Source organism: Mesotoga sp. Brook.08.105.5.1 (genome assembly GCF_002752635.1).
In the GTDB taxonomy this organism is placed as follows: domain Bacteria; phylum Thermotogota; class Thermotogae; order Petrotogales; family Kosmotogaceae; genus Mesotoga.
Genome location: NZ_AYTW01000002.1, coordinates 23,823 through 42,156, shown reverse-complemented (window position 1 = coordinate 42,156; position 18,334 = coordinate 23,823). Strand labels below are relative to the sequence as shown.

At 46.7% G+C, this 18,334-nt stretch carries 21 protein-coding genes; 2 read left to right on the top strand and 19 right to left on the bottom strand.

Annotated elements, in window-relative coordinates:
- Nucleotide 1 precedes the first annotated feature (1 nt).
- Genes V512_RS00775 through V512_RS00750 form a run of 6 tightly spaced genes read right to left on the bottom strand, consistent with a single transcriptional unit; the run spans nt 2 to nt 4,342 of the window.
- Nucleotides 2–460 carry a hypothetical protein gene (locus V512_RS00775; protein ID WP_099828562.1) on the bottom strand — a complete coding sequence of 153 codons (459 nt, stop codon included), beginning with the start codon at nt 458–460 and terminating at the stop codon, nt 2–4.
- A 16-nt stretch (nt 461–476) separates the two neighbouring features.
- On the bottom strand, nt 477–1,577 hold the full coding sequence (locus V512_RS00770) for an FAD-binding oxidoreductase (protein ID WP_099828561.1): 1,101 nt from the start codon (nt 1,575–1,577) through the stop codon (nt 477–479).
- Nucleotides 1,578–1,590: 13 nt separating this feature from the next.
- Nucleotides 1,591–2,184: an Rnf-Nqr domain containing protein gene (locus V512_RS00765; RefSeq protein ID WP_099828560.1), complete on the bottom strand. Its 594-nt coding sequence runs from the start codon at nt 2,182–2,184 to the stop codon at nt 1,591–1,593.
- 15 nt (nt 2,185–2,199) lie between these two features.
- On the bottom strand, nt 2,200–2,799 hold the full coding sequence (locus V512_RS00760; RefSeq protein ID WP_099828559.1) for an NADH:ubiquinone reductase (Na(+)-transporting) subunit D: 600 nt from the start codon (nt 2,797–2,799) through the stop codon (nt 2,200–2,202).
- Nucleotides 2,800–2,801: 2 nt separating this feature from the next.
- Nucleotides 2,802–3,422: an FMN-binding protein gene (locus tag V512_RS00755; RefSeq protein WP_099828558.1), complete on the bottom strand. Its 621-nt coding sequence runs from the start codon at nt 3,420–3,422 to the stop codon at nt 2,802–2,804.
- Complete coding sequence (locus tag V512_RS00750) at nt 3,419–4,342, bottom strand: RnfABCDGE type electron transport complex subunit D (RefSeq protein ID WP_099828557.1); 924 nt, start codon at nt 4,340–4,342, stop codon at nt 3,419–3,421. The genes V512_RS00755 and V512_RS00750 overlap by 4 nt, the downstream gene beginning before the upstream one ends.
- Before the next feature lie 71 nt (nt 4,343–4,413).
- On the opposite strand from V512_RS00750, the gene V512_RS00745 reads away from it, so the two are divergent.
- Nucleotides 4,414–4,674 (top strand): type II toxin-antitoxin system Phd/YefM family antitoxin, encoded by a 261-nt coding sequence (locus V512_RS00745; protein ID WP_099828556.1) that lies wholly within the window; start codon nt 4,414–4,416, stop codon nt 4,672–4,674.
- A 12-nt stretch (nt 4,675–4,686) separates the two neighbouring features.
- Nucleotides 4,687–5,826 carry a sn-glycerol-3-phosphate ABC transporter ATP-binding protein UgpC gene (gene ugpC, locus V512_RS00740; RefSeq protein ID WP_099828555.1) on the top strand — a complete coding sequence of 380 codons (1,140 nt, stop codon included), beginning with the start codon at nt 4,687–4,689 and terminating at the stop codon, nt 5,824–5,826.
- A 52-nt stretch (nt 5,827–5,878) separates the two neighbouring features.
- On the opposite strand, the gene rpsT is transcribed toward ugpC, so the two are convergent.
- Genes rpsT through V512_RS00675 form a run of 13 tightly spaced genes read right to left on the bottom strand, consistent with a single transcriptional unit; the run spans nt 5,879 to nt 18,332 of the window.
- Nucleotides 5,879–6,157 carry a 30S ribosomal protein S20 gene (rpsT, locus tag V512_RS00735; protein ID WP_099828554.1) on the bottom strand — a complete coding sequence of 93 codons (279 nt, stop codon included), beginning with the start codon at nt 6,155–6,157 and terminating at the stop codon, nt 5,879–5,881.
- Nucleotides 6,158–6,201: 44 nt separating this feature from the next.
- Entirely contained in the window at nt 6,202–7,383 is a 1,182-nt protein-coding gene (gene metK / locus V512_RS00730) for a methionine adenosyltransferase (RefSeq protein ID WP_099828553.1), read from the bottom strand.
- A gap of 22 nt (nt 7,384–7,405) precedes the next feature.
- Nucleotides 7,406–7,711, bottom strand: coding sequence for a hypothetical protein (locus V512_RS00725; protein WP_099828552.1), 306 nt, complete (start codon nt 7,709–7,711; stop codon nt 7,406–7,408).
- Nucleotides 7,712–7,717: 6 nt separating this feature from the next.
- A complete protein-coding gene (locus V512_RS00720) occupies nt 7,718–8,731 on the bottom strand; it encodes a hypothetical protein (protein ID WP_099828551.1) in 1,014 nt (337 codons plus the stop codon).
- On the bottom strand, nt 8,728–9,975 hold the full coding sequence (gene hflX / locus V512_RS00715) for a GTPase HflX (RefSeq protein ID WP_099828550.1): 1,248 nt from the start codon (nt 9,973–9,975) through the stop codon (nt 8,728–8,730). The genes V512_RS00720 and hflX overlap by 4 nt, the downstream gene beginning before the upstream one ends.
- A 7-nt stretch (nt 9,976–9,982) precedes the next feature.
- On the bottom strand, nt 9,983–10,225 hold the full coding sequence (gene hfq / locus V512_RS00710) for an RNA chaperone Hfq (protein WP_099828549.1): 243 nt from the start codon (nt 10,223–10,225) through the stop codon (nt 9,983–9,985).
- On the bottom strand, nt 10,218–11,138 hold the full coding sequence (gene miaA, locus V512_RS00705; RefSeq protein WP_099828548.1) for a tRNA (adenosine(37)-N6)-dimethylallyltransferase MiaA: 921 nt from the start codon (nt 11,136–11,138) through the stop codon (nt 10,218–10,220). The genes hfq and miaA overlap by 8 nt, the downstream gene beginning before the upstream one ends.
- Nucleotides 11,135–11,917, bottom strand: coding sequence for a class I SAM-dependent methyltransferase (locus tag V512_RS00700; protein WP_099828547.1), 783 nt, complete (start codon nt 11,915–11,917; stop codon nt 11,135–11,137). Before V512_RS00700 ends, miaA begins: the two co-directional genes overlap by 4 nt.
- Nucleotides 11,914–12,105 (bottom strand): hypothetical protein, encoded by a 192-nt coding sequence (locus V512_RS00695; RefSeq protein WP_243392177.1) that lies wholly within the window; start codon nt 12,103–12,105, stop codon nt 11,914–11,916. Before V512_RS00695 ends, V512_RS00700 begins: the two co-directional genes overlap by 4 nt.
- 47 nt (nt 12,106–12,152) lie before the next feature.
- Complete coding sequence (locus V512_RS00690) at nt 12,153–14,564, bottom strand: carbohydrate ABC transporter permease (RefSeq protein WP_099828545.1); 2,412 nt, start codon at nt 14,562–14,564, stop codon at nt 12,153–12,155.
- A gap of 9 nt (nt 14,565–14,573) precedes the next feature.
- Nucleotides 14,574–15,902, bottom strand: coding sequence for a sugar ABC transporter permease (locus V512_RS00685; protein ID WP_099828544.1), 1,329 nt, complete (start codon nt 15,900–15,902; stop codon nt 14,574–14,576).
- Nucleotide 15,903: 1 nt separating this feature from the next.
- The gene (folP, locus tag V512_RS00680; protein WP_099828543.1) at nt 15,904–16,749 is read right to left on the bottom strand and encodes a dihydropteroate synthase; all 846 of its coding nucleotides are present in this window, start codon (nt 16,747–16,749) and stop codon (nt 15,904–15,906) included.
- Nucleotides 16,749–18,332, bottom strand: a complete 1,584-nt coding sequence (locus V512_RS00675) for a CTP synthase (RefSeq protein ID WP_099828542.1) — start codon at nt 18,330–18,332, stop codon at nt 16,749–16,751. Before V512_RS00675 ends, folP begins: the two co-directional genes overlap by 1 nt.
- Between the last annotated feature and the right edge of the window lie 2 nt (nt 18,333–18,334).

The window sequence follows — 18,334 nt, the reverse complement described above, 5'->3', positions numbered from 1 at the left end:
TTCAGATAAGTTCTAGAATCTTTGCAACCTTTGCTGGATCAAGCCTGTAAGGCGACCCCTTCCCTTGATAAAAGCCATGTTCTCTAATCAGATGGATTGAAATAGGTGAGTAGTCGACTTCTTCCTTTCGAGCTATGTTCCTGACATTGATGTTGGCTTTCTTTGAAAGATGACCGTGACGAAAGGGGCAGGGTATGTAGCCACGGCTCTCCTCAACGATTACAACGAATCGGTCATCGACCTTTACAGGCGAACCGAATCCTCTCTCGCCTTGCTTCATGAACATTTCCAGTTTGTTCGCGATTATCTCGTTTGTCAAACCCAGTTCCTTTACCTTCGCCTGATCCTCACTAATAATATCTACCAGGTTTCTTTCGTCGTGACCAAGAAAACCCGGGCCGGTAATACTGCCGGCTCTCATATTTTCCTGGATCTTATCGAAGTCCGGAGTCTGTTTCACAATCTCACCTCCAAAACTATCCAAATTTGTCGTAGTAGATCTTTTCTTCAGTGATTTTGTGCTTCGTCAAAACATCTATGCAGGCGTTTATCATTCCGGGACTGCCGCAGAGATACCCTTCTCTTGCAACATCATCACCCTGTTCGGAAAGATATCTGTCGACAACATCAGTAATGAGACCTATCTCGCCTTGCCAGTTGTCTTCCTGCTGCGGATCGGACAGCGCAGGAATGAAGTGAAAATTTGGCATCTTGCTTTCGATTTCCTTCATCTCTTCAAGGTAGAAAAGATCGCTCTTACTTCTTGCTCCAAAGAAATAATACGCCTTTCTCTCAACTCCCTTTTCCATCATATCCAACAAGATTGACTTGATCGGAGCCATTCCAGAACCGCCGGCAATGAATATTATATCTGAATCGGTATCTCTTAGAAAGAAATCTCCGAATGGTCCGAGGATTTTAATCCTGTCACCCACATTGAGCAGTTTGTGGACGTAAGTGGTTACAATTCCATTTGGAACCAGTCTTATAAGGAGTTCCACTCCATTCTTCACGGACGGCTGGGAGGACATCGAGTAGGCTCTCATGGTCTCTTCTCTTGTATCCCCATAGGCAGGGACAACCAGCTGGACGTACTGACCAGCTCTGAAACTTATCTCATCTTGAATACTGAAAAAGACTTCCTTAATGTCGTGAGTAACGTCTTCTATAGAAGAGACTGTCGCCACATATTCGCGAATATTGAACAACTCTTCGGGAATCTCGATTGACATATCACCCTTAACTTTGATCTGGCACGAAAGCCTTACATTGTCCTTCTTCTCCTTAGGCGAAAGATAAGGAAGTTCAGTGGGAAGTATAGGCCCAACGTCCGTCTTCACTTTAACCTTACAGAGACCGCAGCTGCCCTTTCCCCCACAGGCAGATGGAATGAAGATCTTTTCTCCAGCAAGAGTCGAAAGAAGAGTAGATCCGCCCTTCACCTTGTGACTCTTCGAGTCGTTGATAGTGATACTTACTTCTCCATAATTGTTCACAAGAGCGTCTGCAATTGTAAGAACGGCAGCGAGTACTGCGGAGATCCCTCCAACGACCAGAGCCGTGACGATTATCTGCAAACCAAACACCACCTTACTGGACGGGCAGCATGCCCGAGAAACCCATAAAGGCCAGGGCCATGATGCCGATGATAATCATTGTTATTCCCGGGCCCACTAACTGAGGAGGCAGGTCCTTCTCTCTAAGTCTCATTCGCATTGCAGACAGAGCAACTATCGCAAGCCACCAGCCGGCTCCAGAGCCGAAACCGAAGAATAACGACTGAATCAGGCTGTACTCTCTGATAATCATGAACAGTACGCCCCCAAGGATCGCACAATTCACTGTAATTAAAGGCAGAAAGATCCCGAGATTCATGTAGAGTGTTGGAGAGAATCTGTCTATGACCATCTCCAGAAACTGAACGAATGCGGCAATGACAATAATGAACACTATGTACCTTAGATAGACTAAATTCAGCGGGACAAGAATGTAGTAATACACTATGTAATTGAGCACAGATGTCAAGGTAAGAACAAAGGTTACCGCCATGCCAAGACCATTGGCCGTCTTTATGTCCTTCGATACCGAAATGAACGAGCACATCCCCAGAAAGTTGCTAAGAACCATGTTGCTAGTAAGAGCTGCAGCGATCATTATCACAAAAGGATTAAGTGGAACTCCCATCTACATCTCCCCCCCTCACTTCTTCTTCACGATCGGAGTCCTTGCGATCCAGATTATCGCACCTAATATGAAGAAGGCACTGGGTGCCATTATCATTATTACCCATGGAGTGAAGCCTTCAGGCATGACTCTCAATCCGAACAGAGTACCGAAGCCCAGCAGTTCTCTCACAAAAGCCACGGCAAGCAGGATCAACGAATAACCTATTCCCGCAGAGATTCCATCTATGAAAGAGAGCACAGGCCCATGCGACTGTGCGAAAGCCTCTGCACGACCCATGATAATGCAGTTGGTTATTATAAGGCCCACATAAGGACCAAGTGCTTTGCTTATAGAAGGCAGATAGGCCTTCAAGACAATATCGAGAATTATGACGTAGGTGGCTATTATCAGAACCTGCACCATCATACGGACGTTCTTTGGGATATGCCTTCTCAAAGCCGAGATTGTAAACGAGGAGAAAGCGGTGGTGAAGATAAGGCCGATGCCCATTATTAGAGTGTTTGTGAGGTTGTTTGTTACAGCCAGAGCCGAGCAGATTCCCAATATCTGAACAATGACGGGGTTGTCTTTCCAGATATTTGTAAGAAAAACCGACTTTTTTGATTCAGCCATTTCTAATTCACCGCCTCAAGAACTGCAGGAAATACATCGTTGATTGCCTTATTAAGCAGAGTTTGAATCGACTCCGAAGTCCTTGTTGCTCCAGTAATCGCATCTACCTTTGAGTCGTCTTTCGAACCAGTATCCTGTCCAGACACTACGGCGATTCGGGCAGAAGAACTCGATGATATCCGTTCTCCCCTGAACTGTTCCTTGAAAGCTGTTTCGTCGATTCTCCCGCCCAGTCCTGGGGTCTCTGAGTGGTTCACAAAATCAATCCCAACTATTCTAGAACCACTCTCATCAACTGCGACAAGGGCCGTTATAGTTCCCCATAGACCTGCGCTTTGAACTGTAAATGCGATTTCTCTCTTTCCTTCATTATCAGCAATGTAGACGGTCTGCTCACCGTCGATCTCCTGTATTCTATCCAGATAGAGTTTTTGCACTTCTTCACCCGGCAGAGAACGCGCATCCTCTACAATATTGAAAACATAGATCAAAGAACGACGAAATTCAAGCTGTTCGTTCCTTTCAATAGTGTCTGAAGCAATTGCGTTGATTCCTGCAAGACAGATAACGAATACGGTTGTAAGAATGAAAGTGAATACTACAGAGTAGAGCTTTTCACTCATGCTTTCACCTTCTTTGGGGTCACCAGATAGTCAAGAAGAGATGCGAATGTGTTTGCGATAAGCACCGCAAACATCAGACCGGCACCAAAAAGTGAGAATGTGCCGATTACTATGGCTAGAGACCCGATAATAACTCCATATATCCACTTTGCTGTATCCTTCTTAGGAGCACTGATAGGATCAGTTGCCATGAACACAGCTCCGAACAGAATGCTACCCCCGATTATTGAGTAGACAGGGTTTATGCTTGAAAGTCCGAATAAGAAGAGTATTCCCGACATCGCGAAGGCCGAAACGAGAGTGGAGACTATGATCTTCCACGACGCGGTCTTGGTTAGTATCAGGTAAACGGCCGCCGCAGCAATCAGCCACTTCGCAGTCTCTCCCGCAGTGCCGGAGATGTTCCCGAAGATCATTCTCCATGCGCTAACCTCTTCTCCACTCCTGATGACATTCATAGGGGTGGCCATAGTAATAACGTCGGAGCTGATCCATCTACTGAAGCCCTGTCCCCATGACTGGACGGCCGGCGTCCAGCTCTGCTGAACTGCAGCCGGAAAACTCACGTAGACAAAGGCTCTGCCAACAAGAGCCGGATTGTACAGGTTTTTGGCAAAGCCCCCGAATGCCATTTTCGCAAAAACAATTGCAAAAGAACTGGCAACTATGACGATCCAGAACGGTACTGCAGGAGGAAGGACCAGACCCATCAAAATACCGGTGACTATAGAAGCCTCGCTCACCGATTTTCCCTTTTTCCTTTCAAAGAGCCATTCGCATAGGACTGAAACCAGAACCGAAAGCAGAACCGTGGAGAAGACTACCCAGCCGAAATTTCCAATGGAGAATACCAAGATTGGAAGTAGAGCATAGATAACCTTTCTCATCATCGGCTGTTTCTGGAAGAACTTTTTCGCCATCTCTGGCACCTCCGAAAAAAAGCTTGACTATAATTGTGGTCATACTGTATAATGGTCCCGAGGTGGTTCTCTTGTCAAAATTACACGAGCTCTCATTTTATTCTCTGGCCGAAGCAAAAGCTCACTTTTCAAAGGTTGTTGACGACTGTGAGAAAGCCGATATAATTATAACAAAAAACGGGCTTCCAAAGGCAGTTATGATGGACTACGACAAGTACGTACTCCTCAGCAGATTTCTCGAACGGGTTTACGATCTGTACTTAATGGACGCTGGCGATGAAGCTATGGATGTCGAGATAAAGGATCTTATCGTTCAGGTTGATGATGATTGACGGAGGTGCAAGATGGCAGAAGTTATCCTCGAGAAGGTAGCAAAGACTTATCCGAACGGATTCAAGGCCGTTCTCGATGCGAATCTCGAAGTACAGGACAAGGAGTTTCTGGTTCTACTCGGTCCCTCAGGCTGTGGAAAGACGACGACACTCAGAATGATCGCGGGCCTTGAGGAGATTACGGAAGGAACAATCAAGATCGGTGGAAGAGTTGTTAACGATGTCGAACCTAAGGATAGAGACATCGCCATGGTCTTTCAGAACTACGCGCTTTATCCACACATGTCTGTTTACGAAAACATGGCTTTTGGACTTAAGTTGAGAAAGACTCCAAAGCCGGAGATCGAGAAGAGGGTAACAGAAGCGGCACGTATTCTTGGAATAGAGCAGTTGCTGGATAGAAAGCCAAAGCAGCTTTCCGGTGGTCAGAGACAGAGGGTCGCAGTCGGTAGAGCGATTGTTAGAAACCCAAAAGTCTTCCTCTTCGACGAACCTCTCTCCAACCTTGACGCCAAGCTGAGGGTACAGATGAGAGCCGAACTGAAGAGGCTTCACCAGAACCTTCAAGCAACGATTATCTACGTTACTCATGACCAGGTTGAAGCAATGACAATGGCCGACAAGATCGTAATTATGAAAGACGGAATAATTCAGCAGATCGGCGATCCTTATTCAGTTTACTTCGAGCCGAAGAACAAGTTCGTTGCTGGATTCATCGGCACTCCCGCAATGAACTTCATCAGCGCGAAGCTTGTATCTGAAGGTGGAAAAGTCTGGGTAGTAAAGGAAGACATGAAGCTTCTCGTTCCTGAAGACAAGGTCGAGAGGCTCGGGCACCTTGTCGGCAAAGAAACGACTTTCGGTATAAGACCGGAAGACATCTACGACAAGATGTATGCGGTTGCGCCAAAAGACGAATTCACGGTGAAGGGCAATGTAGATGTTGTCGAACCCCTTGGAAGCGAAACTCTAATCCACGCCAATATTCACGGGGACGAAATCGTCGCAAAGGTTGATCCGAAGAGCAGAGCGTCTGCAGGCGACAAAATGGATCTGGTCTTCGATATGTCTATGATGCACCTGTTTGATCCTGAAACCGAGGAGAACGTCCTCGCCGGTACTCACCAGGAAGCTACCCCTGACAACATTTAGTTATCATGAAAAAAAGGTGGCTCAGGCCACCTTTTCTTATTTTTCGGTTCAATTAACCTCTCGCTTCGACATAAGTCTTGACTCTGGCGGTCAATCTTGCCTTTTTACGTGAAGCCGTATTCTTATGAATAGTTCCTGACTTCGCCGCCTTGTCGAGAGTAGAATATACTTCGCTAAGCATGGAAGAAACGGACTGTGGATCTTCGCCCTGTTCCATAGCCTTGTACAGCTTCTTGGAAGCATTTCTGAATTTTGTCCTGACGGCCCTGTTCATTACGGTTCTCTTGGCCGTCTGCTTTACTCTCTTCTTTGCTGATGCATTATTAGGCACTTATCACTTCTCCTCCTTTCGAGATTTACCTGTTTATTCTATCATCAATCTAATGCTTTCTTCAATTGGTCGACGGCGTTTGTTTCTTCCCACGGAAGCTCGACGTCGATCCTTCCAAAATGACCGTATGAAGCTGTCTGTCTGTAGATAGGGCGCTTCAGGTTGAGACGATCGATTATTGCTGCAGGTCTGAAATCAAAGACCTTAAGGACCGCCTTTCTGAGCTTCTCGAGGTCGACCTTCTCTGTATCGTGGGCATCGATCATGAAGGATACGGGTTTAGCAACACCTATCGCATAGGCAAGCTGAAGAGTGACTCGATCTGCAAGGCCGGCTGCCACGATATTCTTGGCAGCATATCTCGCCATGTAGTGAGCAGACCTATCTACCTTCGTAGGATCCTTTCCACTGAAGGCTCCTCCACCGTGAGGTGTCCAGCCTCCGTAAGTATCGACGATGATCTTCCTGCCAGTCAATCCCGTATCTGCAGAAGGACCTCCCCTGACGAATCTGCCCGTCGGGTTCACGAAGATTTCCACCCCTTCAAGAAGTAGCTCGTGGTCTATTTCAGGAGCAATTACGTTGTCAACTACGAGTCTTTCGATCTCCTCTGCAGTCAAGTCAGGATCATGCTGGGTCGATACAACTATCGCAGTTACGCCAACGGGCTTGCCATCCTGATACTTAACTGTGACCTGGGTCTTTCCGTCGGGTCTAAAACCACGAACAGATTGATCCTTTCTCACTTTGCTGAGCCTACGGGCCAGCCTGTGGGCAAGGACTATCGGCAACGGCATCATCTCGGCAGTTTCATTCGTTGCATAGCCGAACATCATACCCTGGTCCCCCGCGCCGATAAGCGCATATCTATCTGTATCATTCTTTTTCGCCTCAAAGGACTTATTCACTCCAAGTGCAATATCCGGCGACTGCTCATCGATACTTGTAAGAACTGCACAGGTCTCTCCGTCAAAGCCGAACTTTGCCCTGTTATAACCGATATCGAGAATTGTATCCCTTACTACCCTGGGAATATCTACGTAAGCCTTTGTGCTTACTTCTCCGGCAACTACTGCAACACCCGTTGCCAGAAGAGTCTCAACCGCGACTCTAGAATCTTCATCCTGAGTCAACATCGCATCGAGTATCGAATCTGAAATCTGATCTGCCATTTTGTCGGGATGGCCTTCGGTAACGCTTTCACTGGTGAACAACCAAGTCTTCATGACTGCCTCCTATAAACTGAATCTATTCTCCATATTCTTCCTCGGATAAGAATCTACCACCAATTATCTCGAAGGACAAGGGCCTGAATGCTCTGCTGAAATCGGCAGTGATCTGGATCTTGTTCTGACACTTGCTGCCAACAAATTCTTTATCCAGTCTATAGGCTCCCTTTCCCTTTCCGTAATTGACGCTCACATCGTAGTACTTTCTCAAGTGGCTTCTAAACTTCTCCCCGCACTTGTTGCATTCAAAATGTACGATAATTGTGTTTCCGCTGTCGTAAAACGGATTCTTGCTTATGTCACGCGGCTTCTTCTTGAAAAACATCCGAAACTACCTCCTCATGACTATTCTGAAGTCCTTCGAAGCCTCGTTGCCCCAGTGATCACGAACTACTACCCTGGCATCTCTTGGATTCGTCCAGTCTATGTCGTCCCAGATGTTTATCGGAAGCAAACTGAGAGATATCCTGGAGTTAAGGTTAAACCAGTAGTCAGACTCTGTCGATGGCGAAGAGTATATTTCGTGGACCCTGTCTGCTTCGTCCAAATCGAAAGAAACGAAGTCAATCTGATACACGAGATTGTTTTCAACATAAAGCTCGATCGTCTTCGGGCTGACCGGATGCCTCAGTTGCACCTTGGCATGGAGATCCAGAGGGGTGCTGGAGGTCATTTCAATCGTTGGCTTTCCCTGTGCGAAAGAATAGGTCTTTCCGCCTGCCCTTATGTCTAGAATCTCAACCGCAGATGTCGGATTCCCTGTGTCAAAATAGAATCCGGGATTGATTATCGTCTTCATAGTTGAATCTCTTACTTCGAGATGAAGATGAGGCGCCACATTTCCACTGTTTCCGGATTTCGCAACAACATCGCTTTTTCTAAACGGAAGCTCTCTCGGGTCGAAGGTTACTTCGATATATTGATCTCCAAACTCGGAGATCAATTGATGATAAAGATCGTTGAGTTTTCTTCCGGTGAGAGAGGAAGTGTCTCCAATCTCGTTAACGTGAGCGAATATGACATTGATTCCTTTCTCGTTTGTGAGAATGTTCGTAACCTCTGGAAGCATCAGAGCTATACCGATCCCGTATATGGGATGATTTAAGTATATCTGGTGAACATACGAGTTGTCCGGAGAAAGGAGATCTAATCCAACGATGCTTCCCGTAGAGTAATCCATTCCCATATGGAAGTGCTCGGGATAATTGATGTTTCTTGAGTTGCCACGATACTCGCCAAAGTAACCTGTTACTTCTGGAGCCCTCTTCAGCGGAAACAGCAAAGTCGCAGAAAACAGCACACCTACAAATAAGAGCACCGCTGTGACCGACAATAATCTCTTCATTTCCTTCCCTCCTCACAAATAGAAGAAATGAGCCTTTTATTTATCTCATCGGAGGACACATACTCAACCTCAATAAGATCCTTTTCGTAGTTCTCAGACAGAATTTCGACCGAACCCCTGAACCTCATGAAGCTCGAAAACTCGGTAGGTTTAAGTCTAAGTTTTCTCCGAGATCTCTTACCGTATAGCCGCGTTGATATCTCGCTCAATATACCTTCGATATTGTAACTCTTCAGAGCACTAACCATCACGGCTTCTGGAAAGATCGTCCCGAGCTCCGCAAGTCTCTCGTTCGTGCATAGATCGATCTTATTCAAGACATGGATCCTCTTGATTTCACCGGCGCCGATATCCCGCAGGGTACGATCGACGATTTCATATTTCTCTTTGACTGCCATGTCAGAGGCATCGGAAACTACAGCCAGAAGATCCGAGTATTTGACTTCATCTAACGTCGATCTGAAACTCTCCATCAATTCGTGTGGCAGTTCTCTAATGAATCCAACGGTATCTGAAATGAGAACCTGCATTCCTGCAGGTAGTCTAGCTCTCCTGACTCGAGTATCAAGAGTCGCGAACAATTTGTTCTCTACAAGAAGGTCTTCACTGCTGATTTCAGATACCAGCGACGACTTCCCAACATTCGTATATCCTACAAAGGAAACCAGCGGGATCGACGAAACGAGTCTTTTCTTCCTCGAGATCTCTCTCTGCCTGCCCATCTCTTCTATGTCTTTGCGAAGCCGAGAGATTCTCTCCTGCGCCTGCCGCCTGTCCGTTTCAAGCTTCTTCTCTCCGGGCCCTCTTGTTCCTATTCCCGCTCCAGTCTGCGAAAGTATCCTTCCGAAGCCTTTCAGCCTCGGCAACTGATACTTAAGACTGGCCATCTCAACTTCGAGTTTCCCTTCCTTGGTCGATGCGTGGTCCCCAAAGATCTTCAGGATAAGTTGCGTCCTATCCATTACGGGGACTCCAAGAAGCTTCTCCAGGTTCATTGCCTGAGATGGAGACAGCTCATGACGGGTGATAATGAGGACTGCACCAAAAGCTTCCAGTGTTCTCCTCGCAAAATCCACCTTGCCTTTGCCCAGATAGTGACGGGGATCAGGGTAATCGAGGTTCTGGACCACCGTCTCAACGATTTCGTACCCAGCAGTCCGAGCGAGCTCGTTAAGCTCGCCCAGTATTTCTGACTTGATATTCTGCTCTTCAGACGAAAAAACAGCGACAAGTAAAGTGTCTATGCTCGCTTCAGTCCTCCTTCTTGCCAGTAGTATTCGTCAATTTCACGTACTTCTGGGGAACCATCATCTTGATTGCATGCTTGTAGACCAGAGTCTGCTCCTGACCGTCCTCAAGCAGCACCGTGAAATTGTCGAACGACTTGACCAAACCCTTCGTCTGGAATCCCCCTTCAAGGTACATCTTCACTTCGATCCTGTTAACCCTAAGAAGATTCAGGAAACGATCCTGCAAATTGAACTTTTCAGCCATTCTTACCCCCCCAAATTGAGAGAACCGTATTTTCTAAAACCCGAGCAGCCTCACCTTCTAGACTGGACAGGTCAATTCTCAGAGCTTCAGAATATCTTCTAAACCATATAATCTGACGACGAGCGTATCTTCTTGTGTTCACAAGAATCCGCTCGATAGTATCCGTGAGGGATACACCACACCTAATATATTGTACCATTTCGGCGTAACCTATTGTCTTAAATGCGTTGAGCTCGGGCCCATAGCCTTTTGACAGAAGGCTCTCGGTCTCATCGGCAAGGCCTGCGCGAATCATCTCATGTAGACGACTCTCTATTCTGGCATGGAGCTCGCTCCTATCCCTTTCGAGAATGACAAGACAAAAGTCACGATTGTGATCTCTCTCGTTCTGCAACTCAGTTAGCGGTCTTCCCGTTTTGAAGAAAACCTCAAGATACCTTATAGTTCTCTTGAGATCGTTCTCGTGGAATCTTTCAAAGGCATTCTTGTCGACTCTTTCCAGGATCTTCCTCAGCGATCCTTTGTTTTCGGATTCTATCTGAAGAAGGGCCTCTCGCACCGTTTCATCTCTAGGGGGAACGTCCACCAAACCCTTCATAAGGACCTCGGCGTAAAGGCCAGTTCCACCGGCGAGAATCGGGATCTTCCCTCTAGCAGTTATGTCCGCAACACTTTCCAGAGCAAGGTTTTTGAACTCCATCACATCAAAGTCTTCATCGGGATCACGTATGTCGATCAGCCAGTGCTTAAGGACGGCTTGTTCACTCTCGGTCGGCTTGGCCGTGCCGATATTCATGAAACGGTAGATCTGACGCGAATCAACGGATACAATTTCTATCGGTAGTCTCTGAGCCAAATCCAGAAGAAGCGATGTCTTTCCCACAGCGGTCGGTCCGAGGAGAATTGGTATCATTTTTTATCAATAACCCCGTACAGGACTCCGCTCTTTTTGCTGCCCCAGAGCCTGTCGAACTCGAGATCGAGCTCTTCGAAGAGGCTGTCTCGTGTTCTGCTTTTGATAATAAACCTCTTTGATGAAATCCTGATCATTTCATCAACGTCCGATCTATTTATCCTTTCATACATCGCAAATGGCCTTAGAGGGTTAATCGAATGAGACCTCATCTGCGGGCTGTCAAACATAGGATCACAATAGACTATATCGTAGGCATTGTCTTCACAGCCTTTCACAAAGTCTCGTAAATCTCTATTGTGAAGCTCTATCCTTCTCGAAGCCTCTATTAACCATTCATCTGCATAGGGGTAGTTGCGAAGACCGTGAGAAACGATCCTGTATATGTGTTCGGACGCCTCCAGGCCTATCACTTTGCCTTCAGGCAGATAGTGCGCGATAAGAAGCGCTTCATTTCCGAGACCAAACGTTGTATCCAACACAGTTTCACTTCCGGAGAGATCCATGCTCTTTATCAAATAGTCGGAGTCCTGAATTCTCATGTTTTTGAATCTTACCTTTGACATTCCGGGGTGGAAGAAGAAAACCGTCTCCCTATTTCTAATGGTTAACTGGCCATTCTTATCGAAAACATAGTAGAAGTCGAGCGAATGCTCGCTCTCAAATTCCTTAAGCCGGCTTCTTGAAACATATTTGACACCCAGTTCTTCGGCCAGCCCTCTCGCAGAAGATACTACTTCTTTCGTCGGTTTGTATGAAGTCGTAACAACGAATTTCATCTGTTGCCTCCACCGTTGATGCCAGGAATCAACTCTCTAAGCAGATCAAGTTCAGATTCCTTGATTCTTATCTCTTTCTCGAGTGCATCATACTCTTTCTGGAGATTCTCCAGTCTTCTTTGAGCCTGTTTGTAGCTAAGGTAAGCGTTGACATTCGTTATCGCCAGGAGCGATAAGAGAAGAGCCATGAACAAGAACAACCCGAGCGGGAATCTTGACTTATCCTTCTTGCTCTTTATTTGAGACCACTCCTGGCAATTCCGGCAATGAAGTACTTCTGCGTAATCAAGAAGAGAATTACAACAGGAATTATCGAGAAAGTGGCAGCGGCCATCAAAAGGTGATAGTCGCTTCCGGTAGCCGAGCTGAAATTCTGAAGCCCGACAGGTAAAGTTCTAATCTCCGGACTTTTTGTAACAATAAGAACCCAGAGGAAAGAATTCCAGCTTCCAACGAATTTCAGTAGCGCACCAGTAATCACCGCCGGCTTTGAGAGCGGAACGAGAATCGTCCAGAGAAAACGCCACTTTGAGAGTCCATCTATCATAGCCGCATCGTAGAGTTCATTAGGAATCGTCATGAAATGCTGCCTCAGAAGGAATATCGCAAAGACGGAGACAACCCACGGAACGATTAGAGCATAGTACGAGTCCACCCAACCGAGCGCCGTAAGCGTGATATAGTTCGGGACCAACAGGACCTCGCCAGGAACCATCATCGTTGCCAAAAAGAGCGTGAACAACAGATTCTTGCCGAAGAAATCCATCTTCGCAAAGGCGAATGCGGCCATCGCCGCAAAGATTATCTCTACAAAAGTCGTAACCATCGCCACAAACACAGTGTTGAAGTAGTACCTGCCAAACGGAGCCGCATTCCAAGCCGAAACGTAATTCTGGAAGAAGTTCTTGAACGTTTCAGCAAATGTGAAATTCGCCTTGCCGGCCGGAACATCGTCTTTAAGCCAGACTGCGTGTATTCCCGCAAGCTTTATGTCAAAGGACTTCGCTCCGGAAGGAGAGATTATTCCCCTGTAATAGACCCTCTCAACCTCGACCGGCTTGATTGAAAGGTCAAGCTCGCTGAAAATGTCGGAATGTACCTTCGAGAAAGTACCGACCATAGAAGTCTCTTTCCATCTACGTCTGATGAAATCAGCGAACGGTTCTTGACCACTTATGTTCGCCTGTCTGTCAAGGTTGGCTACTATTCCTCCGACCCCTATCGTTTGACCGGCAGATGAGGCCACTTCTCTCAAAAGGGCCACAAGATCAGCATAAGTTGTGTTCTGATCCATTGCGCTTCTGACCTTCCTGTCAAGCTCCGGATTAGCGGCAACAAGTAGTGATGTCCTCAAGAAGTTCATTGCGTCGTTGACGACCTCTAGCGGTGTTTGAGTATTCGTGAAGTACTGCGAAAGGCTGTTCTTGAAATCCCTGTCGAGGTAGTCCAAAAAGATCGTAACTGCACTTCGAACATTGGATGGATTAATTGCGGAAAGCAGATAATCCTTCAGCTCCCGCTCAACATTCCAACTCTCTATGAATTGCGAAAGCAACGCATGGACCTCAGCATCGGTTCTAATTCTACCCACAATTGAAGAACCTGAAAGATTGGCGTTCTGAGATTCGTTGTAAAAGACTTTTATGTCGGAGTAAAGGTCAAGCAAATCCGACCATTGTACCAGCCCATCAGGGATGCTTTCCAATGAACGCTCCAGCTGGCGTACAGAAAGGGACATCCGAGCGTCTCCAGCAGAGACTTCTTCAGACAAAGCGATAATCTCGGAGACAGCCTTCCGAATTTCATCTGTGCTGCTTCTAAGATCGGCCACGATCCTTTTTAGTTCGCTCAGTTCGGTGACTCCTGTTGTACCGGTTCTGTAAGACTCAAGTGACTCCATTGACTTCGCAAGAGCAGCAACAGGCCCTTCAAGGAGTACAGCCGACTCTTCGCGGATTCTTGCCTTCATCTCTTTGGTTGCATCGGTATCTATTGGCAGTTCCTTCATCGCAGTCTCAACGCTTTGAGATAGCCTTTCGATCGCTCTTGAGTACTGCGCTCTTAGAGAGCTAACCAGGACTACTCTCTTCACAAACCCACCATCACTATAGACAGCTGTGTTGAAGAATCCGTCAAGAAATCTCCCTGCATCTTCTACCGGTAGATCTCTTAATGACTTTGCATGAGCATCCGGTACGTTATCCTTGATCGCGCTATATCTGTCGACCAATTCGGCAAAGAGCTGTTCATCAACTTGCGATGCGTAGTTTGCAGGAGCGCCATCTCTGCCAAGCAGCTGGATCTCTATTTCGCCTCTCCTTATGGGGTCATCGTTCAAATTAACAGAAAGGGTATCAAAACTAACTGACTCTTCCATCAACGCCGCGAAGTTCCTGAATTCGCTAAGACTCAGCGTCGCAAGATCGACAGAGGCGCTGGTGCTCTTCTGCTTAATCTGAGTCTTAAAGGTGAAGGAGTTTGCTGCATTTTTCGTGGTCCAAACAGGCGGCCAGCTAGAAACCTCGCTGGGAGCTTTGAACGACGTGGCAACCATCCATGCAAATGGAACGAGCATCAGGAATGCTCCCCCAATAATAACTACATAGAGAAGGATTTTCGAGATTATCTTAGTCGATGATGTGGTCATCTGCGCACCTCAACCCTCATAGTGAACGCGCTTCTTGCCTACGTACATCTGTACCATAGTAAGAATCAGGATTATCACGAATAGTATGTAGGCAGCTGCGCTTGCGACTCCCATTCTCTGCTGATTGTAGAAGGCATCAAATACATAGTAGACAAGTGTCAACCCACTCTTGTTGACAGGTCCGGGCAGTCCCTGGTATAGTATGAAAATCTGCGAGAAGACCTTGAATGCACCTATCATCGTTATTATCATAATGAAGAACGTCGTACCCGAAAGAAGCGGCCACGTGATGAATTTGAACTTCTGCATGCCGCTTGCTCCATCGACATCTGCAGCCTCATAATACGATCTATCTATATTCTGAAGACCGGCAAGGAAGATTACAGTGGTGTAGCCAACGTGCTGCCAAACCGAGACTATGGCGATAGTCGGAATGGTCCACACTTCTTCCTTAAGCCAGGCGATCCTCGGCAGATTGAAGATCGAGAGAACATAGTTCAGTAACCCGAACTGGTCATTGAACATCCACTGCCATACCAGAGACACGGCTACTACTGACGTGACAAAGGGTATGAAGTAGGCAGTCCTGAACAGAGAACGAAGCTTGATGTTTTTGTTGAGGAGCATCGCGATGATCAGAGCAAGACCTATCTGAGTAGGCACGGAAAGCAAGACGTAATAGACGGTGTTGTAGATAGATTTCAGAAAGTCCGAGCTCTCTTTTGCAAGAGTGAAGTACTGAACAAAGTCCGCGCTTTGCTTCAATACTACATAGGCCAGTACGTAATATAGGGCAACGAAGAGAATCATCGTAGACCACTGGCTGGACCTCATCTTAATGCTCTGAATGCTTCTTCTCCTTCGGAGAAGCACAAAGAGCCCCAAACCCATCAATCCAAGTCCAGCGAACAGTCCTGCAGCGGAAAGATCACTCGATAAGTTGCGCAGCAGGATATAGCCGATTAGCGCAACAGCGAACAACCCGTACAAAAGCGAGTGGCCTTTCTTTGTTTTTTCGTATTTGCTCATTAGCCCGAACAGATGATAGAGAATCTGAATCACCACAAGAACAATAACGACGTAGACTGCCGTGTTTATCAACGAGTTGACAAAACTCAACTGAACGGGATATGTAAGTCTGAAAAGCTCCTTATAGTTGTCAAGACCTATGAAGTACCGGGTAGTTGAAGTATAATCCCATTTGAAGAAACTCAGAACAAGAGAGAAGCCGATCGGCCAAAAGACAAACACACTCAAGATCACTATCGAAGGCAATAGAAAAAGATACGCTTGCCAAGTCTCCTTCCAATACTTCTTCGAACGCTTAGCGTAAGGCAAATCATCCCCTCCCATTTGCTATGCATGGGTTTAGCATCTTAAGTATACCAAAGATTCGACCGTGCTCCTGAACATCATGGATGCGAATTATTTCGACCCCTTTCAGATACAGGTAAGTTGAGATTGAAAGCGTCTCTTCCAATCTTTCTTCTACCTGTGTCCCCGTAATCTTGGAGATGAAACTTTTTCTTGAATGCCCTACAAGAAGAGGGAACCCCAGTTGCTTGAACTTAGAGATGTTTCTCAGTATCTCGATGCTCTGCTCCGCATTCTTGGCAAAACCTATCCCCGGATCGAGGATTATCCTCTCTCTACTTATCCCCGCTCTAATTGCGCGGTCTGCTCTTTCAACCAGCCACGCCGAAACCTCTCCGACCACATCGCGGTAATCGGTCATCGCGCTCATAGTAGCAGGGTCTCCTCTCATATGCATAATTATTACTGCCGCATTGTTCTCCGAGATGACGTGGATCATCTCCTCTGAACTAAGCCCCTTAATATCATTTACTATGTCTGCTCCTTCAGAAAGTGCGAGTCGGGCAGTTTCGCTGTTGTAAGTGTCTACAGAAATAACGGCATCCGGCCTCCTGTTGCGCAGCCGCCTTATGACCGGGACTACTCTGGAAATCTCTTCGCCGATACTTACCTTCTCCGCGCCCGGCCTTGAAGACTCTCCACCTATATCGATTATCGAAGCTCCCCAATCTAGCATCCTTATCGCGGCTTCTACGGCAGTAACTCCGCCTTGGTACCTGCTGCCCGGGAAGAAAGAATCTGGAGTCACATTGAGTACCCCCATAATAACGGGGCTGGAGAGATCGAGCTTTCTTCCACCGCAGAAGATCACTATTGATTCCTTCGCTTCTCTATGACACGCTTGACGAAGAGTTCGAACACCGGATTAGGCTTGCCCACTTTCGATCTAAACTCGGGATGATACTGAATTCCGACAAAAAAATTCTTTTCGGGAAGCTCGATGGCCTCCACGAAAGTCGCTTTTGAGGATATTGATAGTTTCTTTACATCGATTTCTCCGGGCATTCTGAAGAGCTCGGGGAAGCGATCAAGGTTGACTTCGTATCTATGCCTGTGCCTTTCATAGACTAACGGTTCGTTATAAGCTTCAAAAAGGACCGTGTTTTTCTCAATAGGAGTCTCTTGGGCACCAAGTCTCATGGTTCCGCCGAGTTTCATGATTTTCTTTTGCTCTTCCATAATGTCAATTACGGGATAAGGGGTCGACGGATCGAACTCCGTAGAATTGGCTCCCTCATATTCGGCGACGTTCCTTGCAAACTCGATAACCATAAGCTGCATCCCAAGACATATTCCAAGAATTGGAGTATCTTCTTCTCTGGCAGCCTTTATTACTGAGATCTTCCCTTCTATTCCCCTCTTTCCGAAACCGCCGGGGATGATTATCCCATCGTACTTCCTAAGCTCAGATTTTATTTGCTCTTCCGTCATGTCCTCAAAACACTGCGAGTCGATAACTTCAGGTTTGCTTGCCCCACAAAGCGTGATGCTTTCCGAAATGCTCTTGTAAGCATCATCGGTGCCCAGATATTTTCCGATCAGCGCGATTCTTGCTGGAAGGAATGATCTGGGATAATTCCAATCAAACCTTTCCTCAATTTCTATACTGAGCCAGGCGGCAATCTTTCTGTGAATCCCGTACGAGTAGACTATAAAAGGAACATCATAGACGTTTTCGGAGTCGGGCAGATTGTAGACCATCTGTCGATCAACTCCACCGAAGAGAGCGATCTTTCCAAGCTCATTCTCCTCAATAGGCTTTTCTGACCTGACAGCGATCATCTGAGGTTGAATGCCAATTCTTCTGAGAAGCTGGACAGACTGTTGAGTAGGCTTGGTCTTGAATTCGTTGGTCACTCTGAGGTAAGGAACATATGTTACATGAATAAAGAGGAAGTTCTCAGGACCTTCTTCGACCGATAGTTCGCGAACGGCTTCAAGGAAGATCTCACCTTCAATGTCACCGACGGTACCACCGATTTCTATCATTATGAGTTCACCGGGAACACTCTTGATTCGTGACTTTATTTCGTCTGTAACGTGAGGAACCATCTGTACGGTCGCCCCGAGAAATTCTCCATCTCTCTCTTTATCGATTATTGTCTTGAATACCTGGCCCGCGGTCATATTATTTTCTCTTCTCATGTTCTTTCCGAGAAATCTCTCGTAGTGTCCAAGATCGAGATCTGCCTCGTATCCGTCTTCTGTGACGAAGACTTCACCATGCTGATTAGGATTCATCGTTCCGGCGTCAAGATTTAGATAGGGATCGATCTTGAGGGTGTTAACCTCTACCCCACATTCCTTCATTACACGCGCGATGGAGGCAGAGAGTATCCCCTTGCCAATTCCGCTTATTACACCTCCGGTAACCACAACGAACTTCTTCTTCATCG